The organism is Paraburkholderia flagellata (genome assembly GCF_021390645.1).
Taxonomy (GTDB): Bacteria; Pseudomonadota; Gammaproteobacteria; order Burkholderiales; family Burkholderiaceae; genus Paraburkholderia; species Paraburkholderia flagellata.
In genome coordinates this window covers 443,203-463,778 of record NZ_JAJEJT010000002.1, presented here as the reverse complement: position 1 = coordinate 463,778, position 20,576 = coordinate 443,203, and the positions used below count along the sequence as shown (strand labels likewise).

General features: G+C 66.3%; 22 protein-coding genes. 12 read left to right on the top strand and 10 right to left on the bottom strand.

The window, feature by feature from the left end; genetic code table 11:
• Positions 1 to 104: 104 nt before the first annotated feature.
• Positions 105 to 1,019: a DMT family transporter gene (locus tag L0U83_RS16490; RefSeq protein ID WP_233884733.1), complete on the top strand. Its 915-nt coding sequence runs from the start codon at positions 105 to 107 to the stop codon at positions 1,017 to 1,019.
• Between the two features lie 58 nt (positions 1,020 to 1,077).
• On the opposite strand, the gene L0U83_RS16485 is transcribed toward L0U83_RS16490, so the two are convergent.
• Positions 1,078 to 2,322 carry a L,D-transpeptidase gene (locus tag L0U83_RS16485; RefSeq protein ID WP_373321090.1) on the bottom strand — a complete coding sequence of 415 codons (1,245 nt, stop codon included), beginning with the start codon at positions 2,320 to 2,322 and terminating at the stop codon, positions 1,078 to 1,080.
• Positions 2,323 to 2,497: 175 nt separating this feature from the next.
• On the opposite strand from L0U83_RS16485, the gene nadE reads away from it, so the two are divergent.
• On the top strand, positions 2,498 to 3,376 hold the full coding sequence (gene nadE / locus L0U83_RS16480; RefSeq protein ID WP_233884732.1) for an NAD(+) synthase: 879 nt from the start codon (positions 2,498 to 2,500) through the stop codon (positions 3,374 to 3,376).
• Positions 3,377 to 3,391: 15 nt separating this feature from the next.
• Here nadE and L0U83_RS16475 read toward each other — a convergent pair whose 3' ends face one another.
• On the bottom strand, positions 3,392 to 3,667 hold the full coding sequence (locus tag L0U83_RS16475; protein ID WP_233884729.1) for an RNA-binding protein: 276 nt from the start codon (positions 3,665 to 3,667) through the stop codon (positions 3,392 to 3,394).
• 343 nt (positions 3,668 to 4,010) lie between these two features.
• Positions 4,011 to 4,607 (bottom strand): hypothetical protein, encoded by a 597-nt coding sequence (locus L0U83_RS16470; protein ID WP_233884728.1) that lies wholly within the window; start codon positions 4,605 to 4,607, stop codon positions 4,011 to 4,013.
• A 348-nt stretch (positions 4,608 to 4,955) separates the two neighbouring features.
• Between L0U83_RS16470 and L0U83_RS16465 the strand changes: the two genes are divergently transcribed.
• Positions 4,956 to 5,462, top strand: coding sequence for a DUF1993 domain-containing protein (locus tag L0U83_RS16465; RefSeq protein WP_233884727.1), 507 nt, complete (start codon positions 4,956 to 4,958; stop codon positions 5,460 to 5,462).
• Positions 5,463 to 5,551: 89 nt separating this feature from the next.
• On the opposite strand, the gene L0U83_RS16460 is transcribed toward L0U83_RS16465, so the two are convergent.
• Positions 5,552 to 6,178 (bottom strand): LysE family translocator, encoded by a 627-nt coding sequence (locus tag L0U83_RS16460; protein WP_233884726.1) that lies wholly within the window; start codon positions 6,176 to 6,178, stop codon positions 5,552 to 5,554.
• Between the two features lie 136 nt (positions 6,179 to 6,314).
• On the opposite strand from L0U83_RS16460, the gene L0U83_RS16455 reads away from it, so the two are divergent.
• From L0U83_RS16455 to L0U83_RS16445, 3 genes are all read left to right on the top strand, one after another.
• Positions 6,315 to 6,779 (top strand): Lrp/AsnC family transcriptional regulator, encoded by a 465-nt coding sequence (locus tag L0U83_RS16455; RefSeq protein WP_069261807.1) that lies wholly within the window; start codon positions 6,315 to 6,317, stop codon positions 6,777 to 6,779.
• A gap of 38 nt (positions 6,780 to 6,817) precedes the next feature.
• On the top strand, positions 6,818 to 7,051 hold the full coding sequence (locus tag L0U83_RS16450) for a hypothetical protein (protein ID WP_233884724.1): 234 nt from the start codon (positions 6,818 to 6,820) through the stop codon (positions 7,049 to 7,051).
• Between the two features lie 96 nt (positions 7,052 to 7,147).
• Positions 7,148 to 7,552, top strand: a complete 405-nt coding sequence (locus L0U83_RS16445; protein ID WP_233884722.1) for a nucleotide triphosphate diphosphatase NUDT15 — start codon at positions 7,148 to 7,150, stop codon at positions 7,550 to 7,552.
• Here L0U83_RS16445 and L0U83_RS16440 read toward each other — a convergent pair.
• Positions 7,549 to 8,736, bottom strand: a complete 1,188-nt coding sequence (locus L0U83_RS16440) for a pyridoxal phosphate-dependent aminotransferase (protein WP_233884721.1) — start codon at positions 8,734 to 8,736, stop codon at positions 7,549 to 7,551. The two genes, L0U83_RS16445 and L0U83_RS16440, sit on opposite strands and share 4 nt — an antisense overlap.
• Before the next feature lie 210 nt (positions 8,737 to 8,946).
• On the opposite strand from L0U83_RS16440, the gene L0U83_RS16435 reads away from it, so the two are divergent.
• Complete coding sequence (locus L0U83_RS16435) at positions 8,947 to 9,693, top strand: IclR family transcriptional regulator (RefSeq protein ID WP_233884720.1); 747 nt, start codon at positions 8,947 to 8,949, stop codon at positions 9,691 to 9,693.
• Positions 9,694 to 9,723: 30 nt separating this feature from the next.
• Here the strand turns inward: L0U83_RS16435 and L0U83_RS16430 are convergent, their stop codons facing one another.
• Complete coding sequence (locus tag L0U83_RS16430; protein ID WP_233884719.1) at positions 9,724 to 10,758, bottom strand: LacI family DNA-binding transcriptional regulator; 1,035 nt, start codon at positions 10,756 to 10,758, stop codon at positions 9,724 to 9,726.
• Between the two features lie 262 nt (positions 10,759 to 11,020).
• Here L0U83_RS16430 and L0U83_RS16425 point away from each other — a divergent pair, with 262 nt between their 5' ends.
• Positions 11,021 to 11,854, top strand: coding sequence for an isocitrate lyase/PEP mutase family protein (locus tag L0U83_RS16425; RefSeq protein ID WP_233884717.1), 834 nt, complete (start codon positions 11,021 to 11,023; stop codon positions 11,852 to 11,854).
• Between the two features lie 23 nt (positions 11,855 to 11,877).
• Here the strand turns inward: L0U83_RS16425 and L0U83_RS16420 are convergent, their stop codons facing one another.
• Positions 11,878 to 12,840: a LysR family transcriptional regulator gene (locus tag L0U83_RS16420; RefSeq protein WP_233884715.1), complete on the bottom strand. Its 963-nt coding sequence runs from the start codon at positions 12,838 to 12,840 to the stop codon at positions 11,878 to 11,880.
• Positions 12,841 to 12,942: 102 nt separating this feature from the next.
• Here L0U83_RS16420 and L0U83_RS16415 point away from each other — a divergent pair, with 102 nt between their 5' ends.
• The gene (locus L0U83_RS16415; protein ID WP_233884714.1) at positions 12,943 to 13,638 is read left to right on the top strand and encodes an NADPH-dependent F420 reductase; all 696 of its coding nucleotides are present in this window, start codon (positions 12,943 to 12,945) and stop codon (positions 13,636 to 13,638) included.
• Between the two features lie 201 nt (positions 13,639 to 13,839).
• On the opposite strand, the gene L0U83_RS16410 is transcribed toward L0U83_RS16415, so the two are convergent.
• Positions 13,840 to 14,274 carry a hypothetical protein gene (locus L0U83_RS16410; RefSeq protein ID WP_233884713.1) on the bottom strand — a complete coding sequence of 145 codons (435 nt, stop codon included), beginning with the start codon at positions 14,272 to 14,274 and terminating at the stop codon, positions 13,840 to 13,842.
• Between the two features lie 166 nt (positions 14,275 to 14,440).
• Complete coding sequence (locus L0U83_RS40690; protein ID WP_308445043.1) at positions 14,441 to 15,922, bottom strand: methyl-accepting chemotaxis protein; 1,482 nt, start codon at positions 15,920 to 15,922, stop codon at positions 14,441 to 14,443.
• 262 nt (positions 15,923 to 16,184) lie between these two features.
• Between L0U83_RS40690 and L0U83_RS16400 the strand changes: the two genes are divergently transcribed.
• Complete coding sequence (locus L0U83_RS16400) at positions 16,185 to 16,766, top strand: cytochrome b (protein ID WP_233884712.1); 582 nt, start codon at positions 16,185 to 16,187, stop codon at positions 16,764 to 16,766.
• Positions 16,767 to 16,778: 12 nt separating this feature from the next.
• Here L0U83_RS16400 and L0U83_RS16395 read toward each other — a convergent pair whose 3' ends face one another.
• Complete coding sequence (locus L0U83_RS16395; RefSeq protein WP_233884710.1) at positions 16,779 to 17,678, bottom strand: LysR family transcriptional regulator; 900 nt, start codon at positions 17,676 to 17,678, stop codon at positions 16,779 to 16,781.
• Between the two features lie 130 nt (positions 17,679 to 17,808).
• On the opposite strand from L0U83_RS16395, the gene L0U83_RS16390 reads away from it, so the two are divergent.
• Both L0U83_RS16390 and L0U83_RS16385 read left to right on the top strand, forming a co-directional pair.
• Positions 17,809 to 19,257 (top strand): M20 family metallopeptidase, encoded by a 1,449-nt coding sequence (locus L0U83_RS16390; RefSeq protein WP_233884708.1) that lies wholly within the window; start codon positions 17,809 to 17,811, stop codon positions 19,255 to 19,257.
• Positions 19,258 to 19,283: 26 nt separating this feature from the next.
• Positions 19,284 to 20,564, top strand: coding sequence for an MFS transporter (locus L0U83_RS16385; RefSeq protein WP_233884707.1), 1,281 nt, complete (start codon positions 19,284 to 19,286; stop codon positions 20,562 to 20,564).
• Positions 20,565 to 20,576 lie beyond the last annotated feature (12 nt).

Sequence of the window (20,576 nt, the reverse complement as noted above, 5' to 3'; positions counted from 1 at the left end):
GACAGTGCAGTCCTGAACAAGACCGCAACCTGCGCGTCGCGCGATACTCCGAGCCTTTCGTGTTTCTCCGGGCGCAGCGTCAGCGCGCGCCCTTTTCGACACCGATGCTCGCCACTTTCGCCCCCACCCTTTTTGTCGTCCTGTGGTCGACGGGTTTCGTCGTCGCGCGCGCCATTGCGCCCTACGCCGATCCCAACCTCTTCCTGCTGGCGCGCTTCACTGGCACGGCCGCGCTGTTCGCGATCGTCGCGCTGGTGATGCGCGCGCCCTGGCCGCGCGGCCGCGAAATCGGCAAGCACCTCTTCGCGGGCGCGCTCCTGCAAGGCGTGTATCTGGGTGCGGGCTACTGGGCGGTCGCGCAGGGTTTGAGCGCGGGCGTGATGGCGCTGCTCGGCGCGCTCCAGCCGCTCCTGACGGCCGCCATCGCGGCACGCATGTTCGGCGAGCGCCTGCCGCCGCGGCGCTGGTCGGGCATGTCGCTCGGCCTCGCAGGCGTCGTGCTCGTGCTGAGCCCGAAGCTGTACGCCGCCATGCACGCGGGCAGCGGCGCGATCGCCGACGCCGTTGCCGCCACCACGCACACCCATGCTCACGCGAATCCGCTGCTCGTCGTGATAGTCGCGGTGGTATCGGTCGGATCGATCACGGCGGGCACGCTTTATCAGAAGACTTCGCTCGCGCAAGCCGACATTCGCAGCGCAAGCGCCGTGCAGAACCTGGGCGCGGCCATCGTGGCCGCCGTGCTCGCACTCGCGCTCGGCGAGACGCGCTGGATCGCAACGCCGACCCTGTGGTTCTCGCTGGCGTGGGGCATTGCGATGCTTTCGGGCGCGGGCGTGACGTTGCTCGTGTGGATGGTGCGCCACGGCGACGCCGCCCGCGCCACGGCTCTGCTCTTTCTCGCGCCGCCGCTCGCGGCGCTCGAAAGTTGGCTGCTGTTCGGCGAAACGCTCACGCCCATGCAGATGGCGGGCTTCGGCGTCGCGCTCGCGGGCGTGCTGATTGCGCGACGCGCGTAGCGCCTGCGCTTGCCTCGCGCGCGGCAAATGACGGCCGCGCCCTCGCCGGATCGCGCGCTCAGTCGGCGGTGTCGGCGCCCGCCGGCACCTTCGCGCGTGCCTTGCCGCCTGGCGCGGGCGACCACGCCGGACGCGTCTTGCGCTCTGAATCGACCACGACGATAAAGCGTCCCGCCCACGGCGTGATCTCGCGGTCCGAGTGGAGCACCCACAGCGACTTGCCCGAGTCGACCAGCGCCTGGTATTCGGCGTCGATGATGCCGTTGTGGTCGATGAACGCATTGAGCGTCGCCGGAATCCGCACGCAGCCCTTCGAGTGGCGGATGCCGAGCAGCGGCTCGAGGCGGTCGGGGTCGGTGGCATGCATCTGGAAGCGCATTTGCGAATAGCCGCCCTTGCCCCAACCGCGTTCGCCGTCCACCCAGCCGAGGTCATAGATACGCATGTCGCGCCGGCCGTAGCCGCGTATGTTGTTCTGGTTCATGGTGCCTTCCGCCCGGAAGTCCATGTTCGACGGGGTGTGCTGGAACACGCCGAGCGGCGTGAGGAAGTGGTCGAACTCGCCGGGACGTCCCGTCGCGACCGGCGACGCGCCGATCATGAGCCACGGCTCGTCAGGCATGGCCCGGAAGTAGATGAAGAGCGCCTGCACATTCGCGCTGCGATCGACGAGGATGACGAACTCGCCTGCCAGCGCGCCGAGGTCTTTCTCCTCGAGCGCCGCCTGCAGGCGCTGGCCGTAGGCTCGCTGGTCCGCGAGCGGCACATGTAGACGCCGGTTGACGTCGCGCGCGAAGCGCTTGCGCATTTCGAGCGCACCGCGGGTTTCTTCGGCGGCCTCTTGTGGCGTGAGCATCCGGTGAACGGGCAGCACGAGCGCGGGAGGCGCGGAAGCCGCCAGCGCTGCGGAGGCCGAGGATGCAGAAGCCGCTGACGACGCCGACGCGCTCGAAGCGCCCGATGCCGCCGACGCAGGCGCTGGCCCCAAAGCGGCGGAAGCTGCATTCGCAACAGGCCGAGCCGCAGACGCGCCCGACGCTGCCGCCGCAGCCGATGCGCCCGAAGCAACAGGCTTCGACGCTGCCTGCGCCGGCACGCTACGCACGGCGCCGGAAGCAACGTGCGCGCTGGAGGCCGTCACGCCGTCCGCGGCGAAAGCCGTGCTTGCCGCCCAGGAAGCGCAAAACGAGGCGCAGAGCGCGGCCACGATTGCGCGGCGCGCCGACGCGCCAAACCACCGCGTTCTATGATGGGGAAGGCTCGGGGCGTCGCCCCGGACGCCACCCCGCACGCGAGCGCCCATGCGCCGCGAAAAATTGTCGTTCATTGTGAGTCCGGCTGATTGTGTGTCTTGTCTGAAGTCGGATACGTCGGGCGCCGTGCCGTGCGGCGTCGCTGACAGCGCCTCGACCACCCGACATTAGACCAGACAACGCCGACTGCGCACGCTGCGTGCGCGGCCAAATGAGGAACCGCCCATGCCCGCAAGATCCGATGCCAACCCCGAAGCCGAGCGCCGCGCCCGCCAGCAACGCATCATCGCCGAACTGAATGTCGCCGCGCGCTTCGACGCGCAAACCGAAATCGGGCGCCGCGTGCGGTTTCTCGCACAGCGCCTCGAGGCGAGCGGACTGCAGACGCTCGTGCTGGGCATCAGCGGGGGCATCGATTCCGCAACAGCGGGCCGCCTTGCGCAGCTGAGCGTGGAAAGCCTGCGTGCGCAGGGCCACGCGGCGGCACGCTTCATCGCAATGCGTCTGCCCTACGGCACCCAGCGCGACGAAGCGGACGCCGCCGCCGCGCTCGCCTTCATCGCCGCGGACGAAACCCTGACCGTGGACATGCGCCCCGCCGCCGATGCCATGCTCGCCTCGCTCACGGCGGGCGGTCTCGCCTTCGCCGACGAGAGCGCGCAGGATAAGGTGCACGGCAACATCAAAGCGCGCGAACGGATGATCGCGCAGTACGCGGTGGCGGGCGCGCGAGCGGGACTCGTGATCGGCACGGATCACGCGGCGGAATCGCTGATGGGCTTTTTCACGAAGTTCGGCGACGGCGGCGCAGACGTGCTGCCGCTCGCTGGCCTGAACAAGCGACGCGTGCGGGCACTCGCGCGCGCGCTCGGTGCACCGGCCGAGCTGGTGGAGAAAACACCCACTGCGGATCTGGAAACGTTGCGCCCGCTGCATCCGGACGAAGACGCCTACGGAATCGGCTATGACGAGATCGATGACTTTCTGGAAGGCAAGCCTGTGAGCGAACACGCGTATGAGACGATCTTTCGCTTCTACGAGGCGACGCGCCACAAGCGCTCGCTGCCCTACACACCGTACGACGCCGCCGACGAACCGCGCTGACGCGGTGCGAACGGATCAGTTGCGTGGACGCTGCGGCGGCTCCTCGTCTTCGAACGGCAGCGCGCTCACCTTTAACGCCACACCGGCGAGGCGGCGGGACTGAAGTTCGCGCGCCACGGCATCGGCCACGTAGGGCACGTCGGAGTCGAGTTCGAGGTCCGCGTGCGCGTTCGGCGTGCCCGCGTCATAAACGGTGATGCCCTTGGCGTACTTGCCGAGTTCGCGCTCGAAAAAGCTGCGCACGTCCTGCTCGCTGCAGGTTTCGGGAACATTCCAGACAGTCAGATGCATGACGGCCTACCTCGGGAGAAATTCGGCCCAGGCGTGCAACGCTCAGCGGAACCGGCGGGGTTGCGTTGCGCGTGCGCGTACGGGCTGCAGACTCGCGCGAGCGCGAGCACGGGTCCACGCCACCTGGCCGAGTACGGCAGCGACGCCAAGCAGTAAAAGGCTGGACGTAAGCATTGTTGTGACTCCCTTTTGTTGATTGATGTCAGCATAGTCGCATTTGCTGAGCGGCGCGCTGCGGCATATTGTCTGGCGGCGGATTGCCACCGGATTGCCCACTTCACATGCCCGATCCGGTCCGCAATCAGCGTGCCCGAGCAGGGAAAGGTGCGCGCGAAACGGCGCTTCAGGACCCGTCGTCGCGGCTCGCCGAGGTCGTCTCGTCGGCGGATCCGCCGCAGTCCATGCGGGTAAGGCGGTCGTACTGGTGCACCCAGTTGCCGGTGATCGCAGCCTGCGCCTCGGCTAGCGTCATGCGCCCCGCGCACACGCAGCGCTTCAGGCGTACTGTGAGCAGCGACTTGCGGCGCTCGCCGGCGTGGCCGCCCCACGGAATCAGGTCGAAGTTCGCCGTGGCGTCCGGCGACCCGCCAAGTACGATCGGCACGTGCCGGTCGAGCGCGTAGCCCACGCCTTCATCGGAGTCGATGCCGCGCGCCGCGAGCATGCGGTCCTTCAGCGCCATGGTCTGGTCGAACGGCGGCGCCACGGTGTCGGCATAGCCCGGACGGCAGATCGTGTCAGTCACCGATTCTTGTGTGACGCGCGTATCGAGAAGCCGTGGATCTTGCGCGAATGCAGCCTGCGCCGCGCTGCCCGCTGCGAGCGCCAGCAGCGAAACGCGCAGCACTCGGGCGCGCCACTGCGGCGCGCCAGTGCGACAAACAATGCCTTCTGCCATGCGGCGCGCGATGCGGCGTATTGCTGCCTTTTCTGCGTTCATGGTTGAGCGCATCGTGCAGCACGATGCGGAATGGATGGTTAGTGCCGGGTTATTAGACCACAATCAATATTTGTCGGGGCAATTGCGCACATCGGCAAAGAGACGCGCTATGTCGCGCATCGCGCGCAGGCCAGGCCGCCCTGGCCGCGAACGCTCGCAACTTCAGCGTTTCACCGGGAATTTTTGATCTGTAATCCCAGGTAATTTATGCGCGCGGCCAGGTACGTGGCCGTCGCGCTGCTGGCCGTTTGGCCGATGGCAGCACGCGACGCGATAGCGCATAATGAGCCGCCCGGTCAGCTCCAAAGCGGAGCGCATCGCGCGCATTCGAAGAAACGAGGAAACCCCATGTCCATTTCCATGTATCAAGCATCGGTGCCCGTGCTCGTGCGCGGCCTCACCAATCTGCAAAACATCATCGGCAAGGCTCAGGCTCACGCGGCGGAAAAGCAGATCGACCCCTCCGTGCTGACGGGCGCGCGGCTCTTCCCCGACATGCTGCCGCTCGTGCGTCAGATCTACATCGCCACCGACACCGCAAAGGGCTGCGCCGCGCGCCTGGCCGGCGTCGAGCCCCCGAAATTCGACGATGTCGAGGTCACCTTCGACGAGTTGCACGCCCGTATCCAGAAAACCATCGACTATCTGAACTCGTTCAAGCCGGAGCAGATCGACGGCACGGAAGCGCGCAGCATTTCGCTCAAGATGCGCACCGGCCCGATCGAGTTCACGGGCCAGAGCTATCTGCTGGGCTTCGTGCTGCCCAACTTCTTCTTCCATGTCACCACGGCCTACGACATCCTGCGTCACAACGGCGTGGAGCTGGGCAAGCTCGACTACCTGGGCGCGCGCTAACGCGAGGCGCTAAACCGCGAGCAATAAAAAAGCGTGCGGCGCCTTGCGCGCCGCACGCTTTCACCCAACCGTCCTGCACGCCAGAAGCGTCAATCGAGCGAGAGCCGCAGCGCGAAGCCGATCAACGCGGACGAGAACGCCCACTTCTGGACCGTCTGCGCGAGCGGGTGGCGGCGCAGCCACACGGCGATGCGCGCGGCGCCCAGCACGTAGATCACGTCGAAGAGCGCGCATACCGCAACCAGCAACACGCCAAGCACTGAAACCTGCAGCCAGACCGAGCCTGCCTCGGGCCGGATGAACTGCGGCAGCAGCACCGAGCAGAACAGCAGCGCCTTCGGGTTCAGGAGGTTCGTGAGCAAGCCCTTGGTGAAATCGGCACGGCGTGGCCGCGCCACGGCCACCCCCTCCTGTTCTGGCATGGCGAACGCCGGCGCACGGAAGATCTGCACGGCGATCCACGTGAGATACGCCGCGCCCACGTAGCGCACGACTTCGTACAGCCACGGCGCGTTGCGCAGCAAGGCCGCGAGGCCGCAGGCGGAAAGCGTCACGTGGGTCGCACGCGCGAGTCCCAGCCCGCAAGCCGCCGCGAAGCCGCTGCGGGTGCCGCGGCTCATGCTGGTCTGCATCACGAGCGCCATGTCGGCGCCGGGCAGCGCGCAGACGATAATCAGGGCGACGATGAACATCAACAGCAGGTGGGCGGAAATCATGTTGGCCTCGCGTGAAAGAGGCTCTATCTTGCCGCTACACGCAGAGCGATTTCTGGCGTTTTTCATACAGTGTACGTCAGAGATTGGCGGAATACGCTAAGATTTCCAGATCTTTACCAGAACTCCCCTACCCGCTATGAGCGACCTCGACAAACTCGACCGGGCGATACTCGGCGCGCTGCAAACCGACGGGCGCATGCCGAACGCGCGGCTCGCCGAAACGGTCGGCCTGAGCGAAACGCCCTGCGCGCGGCGCCTCAAGCGCCTCGAACAGGAGGGCTATATCGAGCGTTACCGGGCCGTGCTCTCGCGCCGCGCGCTCGGCTACGGCGTGGTGGGATTCGTCTCGGTACGCTTTGCCGTGCACGACCGCGCGCTCGCCGACCGCTTCGAGCGCGAGGTGCTGGCGATCGAGCGCATTCTGTCGTGCCACAACGTATCCGGCACGGCGGACTATATTTTGCAGGTGGTGGCCCGCGATCTCGACGACTACGGCACCTTCATGCGCGACCAGTTGCGCAGTTTGCCCGGCGTCACGTCCGTCGAATCGGCGCTGTCGCTGCGCGAAGTGAAGGCCGAGGGCGGACTGCCCCTGCCCTGAACACACTCAACACCAAACACGTAAGAACGGAGCTTTCGATGACCCCAGAACAGGCACGAGCCGAAGAAGCCGCCGCCATGGAGCGCGTGCTGACCGCAACCCAGCGCGTCAAGTCGGCGTTCACCTCGCTGCAATCGCAGTTTCCGCCTGAAGGCGACGGCCGTCCGTCGCAATTCGCGCTGCAGACCTTCGACATGGCGCTCCAGGAACTGGAAGACGCCCAGGCCGCCTTCGACGAGATGCTCAACGATCTGTTCGACGGCGAGCGCTGAATCTGCCCGCGTTCGCTGCGCGCCGCGCAACGATTGGAGCGCAGCGAATGATCGACTTCGCAAACGATTCGGATTCCAGATCAATATCAGTAGAACATGACTGATGACATGAATGTGCCTGTTACCGTGCTCGGCGTGGGCGTCGTCGTACGCAACGGCGACGCGTGGCTGCTCGGCCTGCGCAAAAGCACATGGGGACGCGACACGTGGGCCTTCCCGGGCGGAAAGGTCGACCCCGGCGAAGATCCGCTCGCCGCGGCCGCGCGCGAGCTGCGCGAGGAAACTGGCCTGGAACTGATCGAGGCGCACTCAGCCGGCTGGGCCAGCGGCTGGCTCGAAACCAGCCGCGTGCGCCATGTGACGCTGTTCGTCGAGGCCGCCGCGCCGGGCACGCCAGTTGTTGCCGAGCCCGACAAGTGCGCGCGGTGGGCGTGGTTCACGCGGGATGCGTTGCCTGCCGACCTGTTCGAGCCCACCCGCCTCTACTTCGAGACCCGCTAGCGCGTCGCGGCTGCGACGCGCTCCCGGACAAAGGCCGCGATACGCTCGCAGGCCTCGACGAGCCTCGCTTCGTCCACGACGAAACCAAGCCGCACATAGCCGTTAGCGGTTTCACCGAACGCGCTCGCGTCGAGCACGGACACCTTCTGCGCCTCGAACAGCTGCCAGGTGAACGCCTGCGTGTCGAGGCCCGTGCCGCGGATGTCGATCATCATGAACATGCCCGCTTCCGGCAACAGGCACTTCAGTCCCGGCACGCCCGCCAGCCGCTCGTAGACGATGTCGCGCCGGCGGCGATAGATCTCACGCATCTGCGCGACGATCTGCGCGCGCTCGTCGAGCGCCGTGATCGCCGCCTCCTGAATGAAACCGGGCAGCCCGTAGAGCATGCAGAGCGCGAGCCGCGCCAGATGCTCGATCATCGTTTCCGGCGCGATCACCCAGCCGAGACGCCAGCCCGGCATGGCATGCGACTTCGAGAGGCTGCCGAGCGTGACGGTGCGCTCCGCCATGCCGTCGAGCGCAGCGATGCTCACGTGCTCGCGCTCGAACGTGAGGTCGGCGTAGACCTCGTCGGAGAGCACCCACAGGTCGTGCCGCCTTGCCAGTTGCGCGACGCGTTCGAGGTGCGCGCGCGGCATCACCGCGCCCGTGGGGTTGCACGGTGTCGCAAAGAAGATCGCGCGCGTGCGCGGCGTGACGGCTGCCTCGAGTCCGTCGCAGTCGAGATGAAAGCCGCTCTCAGCATCGACAGGCACCGGCACGAGCGTGGCGCCCGATGCGCGAATCGCGGCCTCGTAGGTCAGGTACATCGGCTCGGGCACGAGGACTTCGTCGCCGGCCTCCAGCAAACAGAGCGACGAAGCAAACAAGCCATTCTGCGCTCCAGCGCAGAGAATCACGTTCTGCGCGCCGACCGCGCGCCCGCTTTGCTGTGCATGCTCGCGTGCAATCGCCTCGCGCAGCGGCTCGCGGCCCATGATCGCCGAGTAGTGCGTATCGCCTTCGCGCAGCGCGGCCACGGCGCGCTCGACGATGGGTGCGGGCGTGCCGAAGTCGGGGTCGCCCACACTCAGCACGATCACGTCCTCGCCACGCGCCGCTGCCTGCACGGCCGCGTGATGGATCTCCCACGCCGTCGTGCGACGGCCCTGCAACCGCTCGACCAGATTCGAATACTTCATCTTCCGCGACTCTCCCGAACATGCGGCGCGCATCGCGCGCCGGGCCGTTCAAACCGTTCCTGTTGATTCGTGTGTGCAACGCGTGTGCAACGATACCAAGGAACGATGGCGCTGAGAAATGTGAATGGGCTCATGCCGGCATCCAACATGGTGTTAGTATTTCCAGCCCGTTGGATGATCTATTTGCCGGCAAATCCGGCACGCGGCTCCATGTCCTCACCCTACGAAGTCCCCGCGCTGCGGCGCATACACGACATACTCGACGTGCTCGCGCACGCGCCTGGCCCAATGCGCGCGGCGGCAATCGCGCAGGCCACCGGCCTCTCGCGCAGCACGCTCTATCTGATGCTCGACTCGCTCGAACGCAGGCGCTGGATCGAAAAACGCGCCGACGGCTATATCGTCGGCCTCACGCTGTTCGAACTCGGCAGCGCCTACGTGCGGCACGACCGTCTCCAGGAAGTGTTCCGCCAGGAAGCGAGCGCTTTCGTCGCCACGCATAACGAGGTCGTTCAGCTTGCCGTGCTCGATGGCGCGGAAGTCGTGTATCTCGCGCGCGAAGATCCCGCGCGGCCCGTGCGTCTCGTCTCCGATCTCGGCTCGCGGCTGCCCGCGCACTGCTGCGCACTGGGCAAGGCGCTGCTCGCCAGCCTTCCCGATGAAGAAGTCAACGCAATCCTGCCGCGCCAGCTTCCTGCTGTCACAGCCAACACCATCACGCGCAAACACGACCTGCTCGCGGCGCTCGCCGCGATACGCCGCTCCGGACTCGCGCACGAACGGGAAGAAGTGACGGCGGGGATTGCGTGCTTCGCGGCGTTCGTGGGCGTGACGGCCCTCGGCAAGCGCGTGGCGGTCAGTGCGAGCCTTCCGCTGGAGCGGCTCGATGCGCGCCGCGAAAAGCGGCTCGCCATCGCGGTGGTCGAGATGGCGCAGCACATCGCCCGGGGACTTTGACGGCGCTAATGCCGTCGCACGCTCGCGTGCTCAGGCGCTCTCGCGCGGCACGACTGTGTACTGAATGCGCGTCTTCACGGGATGCTGCGCGCTTGCGCCGTCCGCTGCCGCGAGGGCGGCGACGATCGCCTCGCCCGTGCGCTGACCAATGCCGTAGGCATCGACCGAAATCGTGGTGATCGCCGGATAGCAGCACGCCGCGATCTCGAAGTTGCCGAAGCCCGCAACCGCCATATCGCGCGGCACGCTCAGGCCGCGCCGCTGGCACTCCATGATCGCGCCGAACGCCGACATGTCGCTCACGCACATCACGGCCTCTGTGTCGGGCCAGCGCTCGAGCAGTTCGGCCATGGCGGGCGCGCCGTGGCTCATCGTGACGGGCGACTCGCCCAGTTGGACGACGCGCTGCCTGTCGAGTCCGAGCGCCTTCATCTCCATCTGATAGCCCTTGAGGCGATCGAGGCCGCGCCGGTCCAGATCGCCAGCGCCGCCGAGAAAACCGATGCGGCGATGGCCCTTGTCCGCGAGATAGCGCACCATCTCGCGCGCGGCGCTCACGTTGGAAAAGCCCACGGCCATGTCGATCGGCTCCGCGGGCAAGTCCCACATCTCGACGACCGGCACGCCCGAGCGCTGCAGCAGCGTGCGTGTGGCGTCCGTATGCTGCGCGCCCGTGAGCGCGATGCAGCGCGGCTGGTGGCGCAGCATCTGACGCACGAGACGCTCCTCGCGGTCGAGGAAGTAGTCGGTGTCGCCGATCAACAGTTCGAGCCCTTGCGGCTCGAGCACGGCCGTGAGGCCGCTCACAGTGTCCGAGAAGTTGGAGCTGGAAAGCGACGGCACGAGCACCGCGACGAACGACGAGCGCCCCGAGGAGAGCGCGCCGGCCGCCGCGTCGGATACGTAACCCAGCTCGTCGATGGCACGCTGCACGCGCTCGCGTGTCGCCTCCGACGCGCTGCGCCCCGCCATCACGCGGGACACCGTCATCTTCGAAACGCCCGCGAGAAGGGCGACATCGGACATGCGGGGCGGCGTGGCTTTCGGAGCGCTGGTTTTGGACATCGCGGCTGGAGGGCAAAATAAAAAGAACGCATATCATAACGGCTGCGCCTTTCTTTTCCTCGTTTCGAGCCGTTCAATGCAATCGTCTTCGTAGGCATTCATTTAATTCGCTATCCTTATCTTTTCACGAAAACGCTGCGCAAACGCGTCCCGCTCGATTCGGGAATCCGCGAATTCGGTCACAATCGATGATCGGCGTTACAGGATGTGCACTCCCGCGCAAACGGCCGCCGACCACCCACGAGCCAGGAGGAGACTTGCCATGTCAGGACCCGCCCGCACCATTGCCGAGAAACGCGCCGAGTTTCGCACGCTGCACGCCGCCGGTTGCTTCGTGCTGCCGAATCCGTGGGACGTGGGCAGCGCGCGCTATCTCCAGGGCCTCGGCTTCAAGGCGCTCGCGACCACCAGTTCCGGGTTCGCATGGTCGCGCGGCCATGCCGACAACACGCTGCCGCGCGACGCGATCCTCGCGCACCTGCGCGAGATCGTTGCCGCCACCGACCTGCCCGTGAACGCCGACTTCGAAAGCGGCTTCGGCGCGGATCCCGCGGGTGTCGAAGAAAGCGTGGGCCTCGCCGTCGAGACCGGTGTCGCCGGAATTTCCGTGGAAGATTCGACCGGCGACGACGCAGCGCCGCTGCTGCCGATCGAGGTGGCCGTCGAGCGCATGCGCGCCGCTCGCCGCGCCATCGACGCGCGTGGCGGCGACACCTTGCTCGTTGGCCGGGCGGAGAACTTCGTGGCTGGCGTGCCAAACCTCGACGACGCCATCGCGCGCCTGAAGGCGTATGCAGAAGCGGGCGCGGATTGCCTCTACGCACCTGGCATCCAGACACGCGAGCAGATCGTGGCCGTCGTGACCGCTGTCGCGCCGAAACCGGTGAACGTGCTGATTGGCGCAACGTCGGCCTTCACGCTGGATGATCTCGCCGCACTCGGCGTGCGCCGCGTGAGCGTAGGCGGCGCGCTCGCCCGCAGCGCATGGGGCGGTTTCATCCACGCGGCGCAACGACTCATCGAAGGGCGTTTCGACGGTTTCGAAGGCGCGGCGTCCGGCGCGACGCTCAACGCCGCTTTCCGTAGCGAGACCTGACTACGGTGCGTGCGCGATGTGCGCTATGCGCGCGCCTTGCGCGCGGAGCGACGAACGCGAGGTGACGCCGGCGCGCGCGTGCCGGTGGCGGTGCCAGCCTCGCCAAAGCACGCCAGCGCCCAAGCCACGAACGCGCGCTGCTTGGGGGCCTGCGCGCGGCGATCCGCGTAAAGCAGATGCATGGGGCGCACCGGCGCGGCATACGCCTCGAGCAGCGGCACGAGCCGCCCCGCCGCCACCGATGGCGCCAGGTTCGGCTCGCCCGCGAGCACGATGCCCACTCCCGCTTCCGCCGCCACTATCAGCGCGCGCGTGTCGTTGCTGCGCAGTTGGCCGCGCGGCTCGATTTCGATCTGCGTGTCGCCGTCCTTGAAGACCCACGTCTGGGGCGCCGGAAAGCTGTCGAACGCGTAATCGAGGCACACGTGCTGCGTGAGTTCGTGCGGATGCGCCGGCGTTCCATGTGCGGCGAGATAGGCCGGCGCGGCGCACGGCACGAGCCGATAGGGCGCGAGCGCTCGCGCGACCAGTTGCGAGTCGGGCAGCGCGCCGATGCGAAACGCGACATCGAACCCGTCCTGCAGGAGGTCGAACTGCCGGTCGCTCAGCACGAGATCGACCTTGACGTCCGGGCAATCCGCAAGAAAGGCCTTGATTTCATGCGCAAGCCGAAAGGCTCCGAATGCGACGGGCGCCGTCACGCGCAGCGTGCCTTGCGGGTGGGCGGTTTGCGCAAGCGCGACGGCATCCGCCGCAGCCGCCTCTTCGAGCACGCGCCGGCAGGCTTCGAAATAGGCGCGTCCGGCTTCCGTGAGTGCGTGCTTGCGCGTCGAGCGCTGGAGCAGGCGCACGCCTAGCGTCTTTTCCAGCGCGTCGACGTGCTTGCCCGCCATCTGCGGCGTCATCGCGAGCATGCGCGCCGCCGCCGTGAACGAACCGGATTCCGCTGCCTTCACGAACACGGTCATGCTGGTCAATTTGTCCACGATTAGAAACCTGCTATTTCAAGTGTTTCACCCGGATGGCCGATTATCGCATGGGAGTTTCAGCGCTACGCTGGGGTCTCCTTACGAAATACGGGGATTCCCATGAACGAAGATCGCGAACATCGATTGGCTGTCGGCATTCTCGGCGCGGGCGAGATCGGCTCGACGCTGGGCAAGCTTCTCGCGCAGGCGGGGCATGAGGTCATGCTCTCGTCGCGTCATCCCGAGGCGCGCGCACGCGAGGCGGCGGCGCTGGGCTGCGGGATCGGCACGCTGGAGGAAGCCGCTGCGTTCGGCGAGATCGTGATCGTGGCGCTGCCGCTGTCCGCGCTCGGCGAAATACCGGTCAAAACACTCGCCGGCAAAGTCGTCATCGACACCATGAACTACTACCCGGCACGCGACGGCGCCATCGCCGCGTTCGACGAATACCGCGCCACCACGAGCGAGCGCGTTGCGCAGCAACTGAATGGCGCACGCGTGGTCAAGGCGTTCAGTGCGATTCTCGCGTACGACTTGCCGCGCGAAGAGCGGCCGACTGTCGAGGGTGGGCGGCGCGCGCTACCCATCGCGGGAGACGATGAAGAGGCAAAGGCGCTCGTGGCCGCGTTGCATGCACAACTCGATTTCGACGTGCTAGACACGGGTCCGCTCGCCGATAGCTGGCGCTTCGAGCGCGCAAAACCGGCCTATTGCATTCCACTGAACCACACGCAACTGCGCGCCGCGCTCGCCGCCGCCGAGCGCGACAAGGAACTGCCGCATGGCTCATGGCGACGCAAACCGCGCCCGGATTGACGCTCATTGCAGCCTGGACGATTGCCTGGCATGCCGAATCAAACGGCGCAAACCGCCATGACCGGGCACTCGGATGAGGTCAAGCTCAAGCAGAGAGGAAGTGATGCGCGGGCCAGAACGGCCCGGCGAGCGCCGCCGGATACGGCAGCGCGAAACAACGAGGCGCAGCGGCGCCTGGCCGCTGCGCCTTGCAAGCTGTGCTTAGTCGTAGTGACGGTGCTTGTGGTGCTTGCCGTGATAGCCGCGCGAATAGTCGTCGGCGTAGGAATTCGAACGCGAGATATTGCCGCCGAGCGCCGAACCTGCGCCGCCGCCCACCGCCGCGCCGATCAGGCCGCCGGTGCGGCCGCCCATGGCGTTACCAGCCGCCGTGCCTGCGCCGCCGCCGAGCGCGCCGCCGATGATGGCGCCCGTGCGCTCGCGACGATTCGAGGTGACCGCGCCACCCGCGCCGCCGCCCACCGCGCCACCAATCACGGCACCGGTGCTGCCGCCCACTGCGCCACCCAAAGCCGCGCCGGCGACGCCGCCGAGCGCGCCACCCAGTGCGTTGTTCATATCGCCGGCCAGCGCCGGCAGCGAGGCCGCAGCAGTCAGCGCAGCAACGGCAACCATCTGGATGAGTTTCTTCGACATAGTTGTTCTCTTACGTTTTTGAGACGGAACCGAGTATAGCGACCAAAGCGAAAGGCCTTTGTAACGCCACAGGCCGCACGCCGTAAGAGGTGTAACAAAATGGTCTGACAGAACGGGAGCCGCGCGCCTCGGGGTCGCGCCCTGAAAACGCCGCGCGATATGACACTCAATCCAGCCTGAACACCTCGACCGCGCTGGCGAGCAGTTCCGTCTGGTAATGCTGCTGCCTGACCTGCTCGACCGTCTCGGCGACGTGCGCCGCGTTCTCGCGTATCGCCGCGTCGATGCCGGCGATGTTCTCGCCCATCTGGTCGATGCCAGCGCGCTGCGCGCCGGTTGCCGTCGCCATTTCGTGAACGATGGCCGACAGGCGCGTGACGCCCTCGAGCACCTCGCCTACCGTGTTGCCCGCGCTTTCGACGAGACCATTGCCCGTGCGTGCGCGCTCCACCGACTCCCCGATTAGCGCCCGGATCTCCTTCGCGGCGGCGGCGCTGCGCTGAGCGAGCGTGCGGACCTCCTCCGCCACCACGCCAAACCCCCGCCCCTGATCGCCCGCGCGCGCGGCCTCGACCGAAGCGTTGAGCGCGAGAATGTTGGTCTGGAACGCAATGCCGTCGATCACGCCGATGATGTCGGTAATGCGTTCGCACGAGCGATAAATGTCGCCCATCGTATCGATCACCGCCTTGATTGCGCCGCGCCCCTGACTCGCCACCTCGCTCGCCGAGCCCGCCAGCGCGCTGGCCGCCATTGCGTGATCGACGCTCTCGTGGACGCTTTGCTTGAGTTGCTCCATGGCCGCGACCATGCTTTCGAGCGAACGGCGCTGCTGCTCGGTCCGATCCGAAAGGACCGCGTTGCGCGCACTGGTACCGGCTACCGACTTCGAAACCTCACCCACGCTGTCACGCACCTGCAGGAGCGTTTTGCGTACGGCCGCGAGCGTGGCGTGAAATGCGCTGGCCACGTCGCTCACCGGCCGGCTCGCTTGCTCGCCCAGCGTGATGTAACCCGAAGCCTGCCCGATCCCCTCCGACATGGCCGCGAGTTCGCCCGCGATGTTTGCGTCGCGCTCCTGGCGCGCCGAAATCGCCGCGATAAACAACGTTTGAAGCCAGAGAAATGCCCAGTGCTGCGCCACGACGTCGAACCCCGTTTGCGAAAAGACCCTGACGGGCCAGCCCCACGCCTGAAAATAGTTGAACGCGAGTTGCTGAACGGAGATAAAGCCGGTAGCAAGCAGCACGACCTGCACGTCGCGATAGGCGAGCAACAGCGAAAGCAAGATGAACACCACGAAGTGAAACTCGTCCTGCCCACCCCCTACGTCGATCAACAGGGCCGCGCCGCCCATGAAGGTGAGCGCGGAACCCATTCGCGTGATCTTGAGCCCTGGCAAGGCAAGTGCGAGCACCGTGGAAACGAGCGCGAGCGGCAGCCCGACGACGAACACAGGCGTCAATGCGTCGAAGTGCCAGCCGATGCCAAAAGCGCCCGCCAGAAGAATCCAGTTGACCAGTGCGCAAGCGCGATCGGCGCGTTTGCGCGCATTCATGAGCGGGCTCTCGACAACCGCTGCCCGGCGAGCGGCACTGGCTGGGTCGTGCGCCCCGCCAAACGGGGCTTCTGCGAAACTGCTGGACATGGAATTCCCGACTCCTGATTGACAATGCAACTTATGGCTGGGGCGCAGCAGACAGATCGAATCACACCTCGCAGTTATCGGCATGCCGAACGGTGTCTACATAAGGGAAATCCATTGAGTAATTATGGTTGACTTATCATCCAATACCATCCTGGAGACCGGCGTTGTAACGGGGTTGAACAAAACCGCACCGGCCAGCGATGCTCCGCAACGGCGTTTTTGTGGCAAGGTTTGGTAAATCGACGTTTAAAAGGCCTCGAACATGTCCCGAACTCCGCATTCCGTTTCTGCGCTGTCCTTCACGGGCCCGACATACAGCCTGACGCTGCGCGTGCTGCACTGGCTGACCGCGCTATGCATGTTCGTGGTGATCCCGGTCGCGTGGTACATGACGACGATGGACCGTCATGACCCGTCGCGCGGCAGTTGGGTGAACTTCCACAAATCGATTGGCCTGACCGTCCTGCTGCTCACGCTGATCCGTGTGGTGACGCGGCTTTCGGGCACCGCGCCGCCGCTGCCGCAGCGTATTCCGGGCTTTGAGCAGAAGCTCGCGCATATCGGTCATGGATTGCTGTATCTGATTCTCTTTGCCATGCCGATCAGCGGATATATCAACTCTTATGGCGGCGGCCATCCAGTGAACTGGTTCTGGCTGTTTCAGGTGCCCGCCGTCGTGCCGGCAGACAAGGCGCTTGGCCATCTCGGCTCGAAGCTCCATTACTGGCTGGCGTACCTGACGTACGTGCTGATCGGCGGCCACGTGCTCGCGGTGATCTACCATCAACTGGTGCAGCGCGTGGACATCCTGGGACGCATGACGGGGCGCGCGGGAAAGCGCTGAGGCGTCGAATCATCACAACACGCGTTCGATCGCCACGATCAGCGCCCTCAACACACCTTCGATGGGCCGCGAAAGCCGCCGCTCGCGCATCGTCATCACGCACAGGTTGCGCTGATTGAGCGTCGGTTCGTCGAAGCGCTTCGCCACGAGCGAAAGATCGTCCGCGAGGCCCGAAAGCGAGAGCCGGCTGCCGAGCGTGATCGCACCGGCCAGCGCGGCGAACGCATGCAGGGCGCTCGAATTGTTGCTCGTGAGAATGGGTTCGAGCTTGATGCCATGGCGCGCGCAGCACTCGTCGAATAGCTGCCGAGCCGTGTTGCCACGTTCGAGCAGCGCGACGGGATAGTCCCGCAAATCCGCGAGCGTAAGCGAATCGCGTTGCGCGAGCGGATGCGTCGGATCGAGCAGCGCGCAGACCGGCGCTTGCGCGCTGTACTGCACGTAGACTTTTGCCGGATCGCCGCTCGAAAACGCGAGCCCCAGGTCGGCCTCGCCGGTGGCCACCCACTGCTCGACCTGCGAAGGCGTGCCCGAGCGTAGATTGAAATGCACGTGCGGCGCGGCCGCGTGATGCTGCGCGAGAACGTGGGGCAGGAATGAGCGCGTAAAGCCCTCCGTGCAGCCGATTCGCACGATGCCGTGCCCGAGCGCCTTGGCCGTGGCGATCTCGGCGAGCACCGCATCGCCCTCCAGCAGCGCGCGCCGCGCGTGCTCGGCCAGCCGCTCGCCCGATTCGGTCAGCACCATGCCACGCGGCATGCGCTCGAAGAGCGCCGTGCCCACGTCCTCCTCCAGCTTGCTGATCTGCCGGCTGATCGCCGAAACGGCGACGTGCAGGTTTTCCGAGGCTGCCGCCAGCGACCCCGTGCGCGCGACCTCGACGAAGTAGCGCAAGGCGATTCCATGAAGCATCGGCTTATCCGTTCAGTATCGATTGCGTTGCCATTTCGGCAATGCTATCCGCAAATTTTGAAATTGTTGCGAATTTTTGACGTTCCTAGACTGCTTTCATTCCCTGCACTGAGGCATGAGAGGAGCCCTTTTGAACGAGACCCGACAAACCGCCATCGACCGCGCCTTGCGCGTGTACGACTCTGGCGCGTTCTTTACCGATCTCCAGCGCCGCGTGGGCTATCGCACCGAAAGCCAGAATCCGGAGCAGGCCCGCGCGCTGGTCGCCTATCTCGCGGACGAGGTGATGCCCTCTCTCGCACCGCTCGGCTTCACGTGTCGCGTGGTCGAGAACCCCGCGGGCTCGCGCGCGCCATTTCTGATCGCCGAGCGCATCGAAGACCCCGCGCTTCCGGGTGTGCTGACCTATGGCCACGGCGACGTCGTGCGCGGCTACGACGAACAGTGGCGCGAAGGTCTCGCGCCCTGGACCGTCACCGTGGAAGGCGACCGCTGGTATGGCCGCGGCACCGCCGACAACAAAGGCCAGCACTCGGTGAACTTCGCGGCGCTGGCCGCAGTGCTCGACGCGCGCGGCGGCAAGCTCGGCTACAACGTGAAGCTGATCTTCGAAACCGGCGAGGAAATCGGCTCGCCGGGCCTCGACGCCGTGTGCGCCGCCAATCGCGACGCACTTGCGGCGGACGTGTTCATCGCCTCGGACGGCCCGCGCGTGCTGGCCGAGCGGCCCACGCTCTTCCTCGGTTCGCGCGGCGGCGTGACGTTCGAACTGCTCGTCGATCTGCGCCAAGGCGCGCATCATTCGGGCAACTGGGGCGGCGCGTTGCGCAATCCTGCCGTCGTGCTGTCGCACGCGATCGCGAGCCTCGTCGACCGGCGCGGCGCCATCGCCGTGGACGGGCTGCGCCCGCCGCCCGTGCCAGCGAGCGTGCGCGAGGCGCTCGCCGACATCGTGCTCGGCGGGGACGACGACGCCCCCGCGATCGATCCCAATTGGGGCGAGCCCGGGCTCACGCCCACCGAGCGCGTGATCGCCTGGAACACGCTCGAAGTGCTCGCGTTCAAGACCGGCAATCCCGATGCGCCCGTCAACGCAATCCCGCCTACGGCCAAGGCCACTTGCCAGCTGCGCTTCGTGGTGGGCACGGACGCCGCGCGCGTGGGCGAACATCTCGAAGCGCACTTCGCGCGGCTTGGCTTTGACGACGTGCAGGTACGCGTCACGCAGACCTCCGCTGCGACGCGGCTCGACCCCGACGATGCCTGGGTGCGCTGGGCGCTCGACTCACTGCGCGCGTCGACAGGCAAGAAACCGGCGCTGTTGCCGAACCTCGGCGGCACGGTGCCGAACGATGTCTTCGCGTACACCCTCGGTCTGCCGACGCTCTGGGTCCCGCACTCGTATCCGGCCTGCGCGCAGCACGCGCCGAACGAACACCTGCTCGGCTCCGTAGCGCGCGAGGCGCTCGCCGTGATGGCCGGACTGTGGTGGGACCTCGGCGACGACGCCGCGCGTCTTGCAGCGACGCGGGTATCGGCGCAAGCGCAAGCGACGCAACCCACCGACGCCCTCGCCTAACGACAACGATAAAGGTGCCCGCCGCCATGTCAGCAAAGCAACCCGTGAGCCTTGCCAGGCTCGTCATCGCCACCTCCGCCGGCAACGCGCTCGAATGGTTCGATATCGCCATTTACGGGTTCTTTGCGGTGTACATCGGCAAGCACTTCTTTCCGGCCGTCAACGAAACCGTTTCGATGCTGCTCACGTTCGGCACTTTCGGCGCGTCGTATCTCGTGCGGCCGCTGGGTGGCGCGGTGCTCGGCGCCTATGCCGACCGTAGCGGACGCAAGGCCGCGCTGATGCTTTCGGTCAGCCTCATGATGGTCGGCACGGCGATCATCGCGCTGATTCCCGGCTACGAGACGATCGGCGTGGCCGCGCCGCTCGCGGTGTTCGCCGCGCGACTCATCCAGGGCTTTTCGGCGGGCGGCGAGTTCGGCGCCTCCACGGCCATGCTGATCGAACATGCGCCGCACCGGCGCGGTTTTCTCGCCAGTTGGCAGTTCGCCACGCAAGGGCTCGCCACGCTGCTCGCGGCCTCGTTCGGCTATAGTCTCGCTCGCCTGATGACGCCCGCCGACCTCGCGGCCTGGGGCTGGCGTCTGCCGTTTTTCTTCGGATTACTGATTGGTCCGGTAGGCCTCTATCTGCGCCGCTTCATTGAAGACGCCGAGGACTTCAAGCGCGCCGCGCGCACCGAAACGCCCGTGCGGGAAGTGCTGGGCCAGCAAAAGCGGCTCGTGCTCACGGCGATCGGCCTGATGACGGTCTCGACGTCGGTCAATTATCTGCTGCAATACATTCCCACGTTCGCGATCCGCCAGCTGCATCTGCCAGCGGCAACCGGTTTCGCAGCGACGATGGCAGGCGGCGTGATTCTCACTGTCGTCACGCCGTTCGCGGGGCATCTATCCGACCGCATCGGGCGTCGCATGCAGATGACCTGCGTCGCGCTCCTCTTTCTCGCCAGCGCCTACCCGGGCTTCGTCTGGGCGACCAGCCATGCGAGTCCGGTACCCCTCTTCGTGCTGATCGCGTGGCTCGCGCTCCTGAAATCGATCTATTTCGGCGCCCTGCCCGCGCTCATGGCCGAGCTCTTCCCGGCCGCGACGCGCGCAACCGGCATGTCGATCGGCTACAACATCGGCGTGACCGTGTTCGGCGGCTTCACGCCGGCCATCGTCACGTGGATGCTGAGCGCCACCGGTGACAAAAGCGCGCCGAGCTACTGGCTGATCGCGACCGCCATGATCAGTTTGTCCGCACTGGCGTACGTGAGCCGCATGAAGGTCGCGGCCACGGTTACACAACGGGCAACGGCGTAAATTACAACGCTG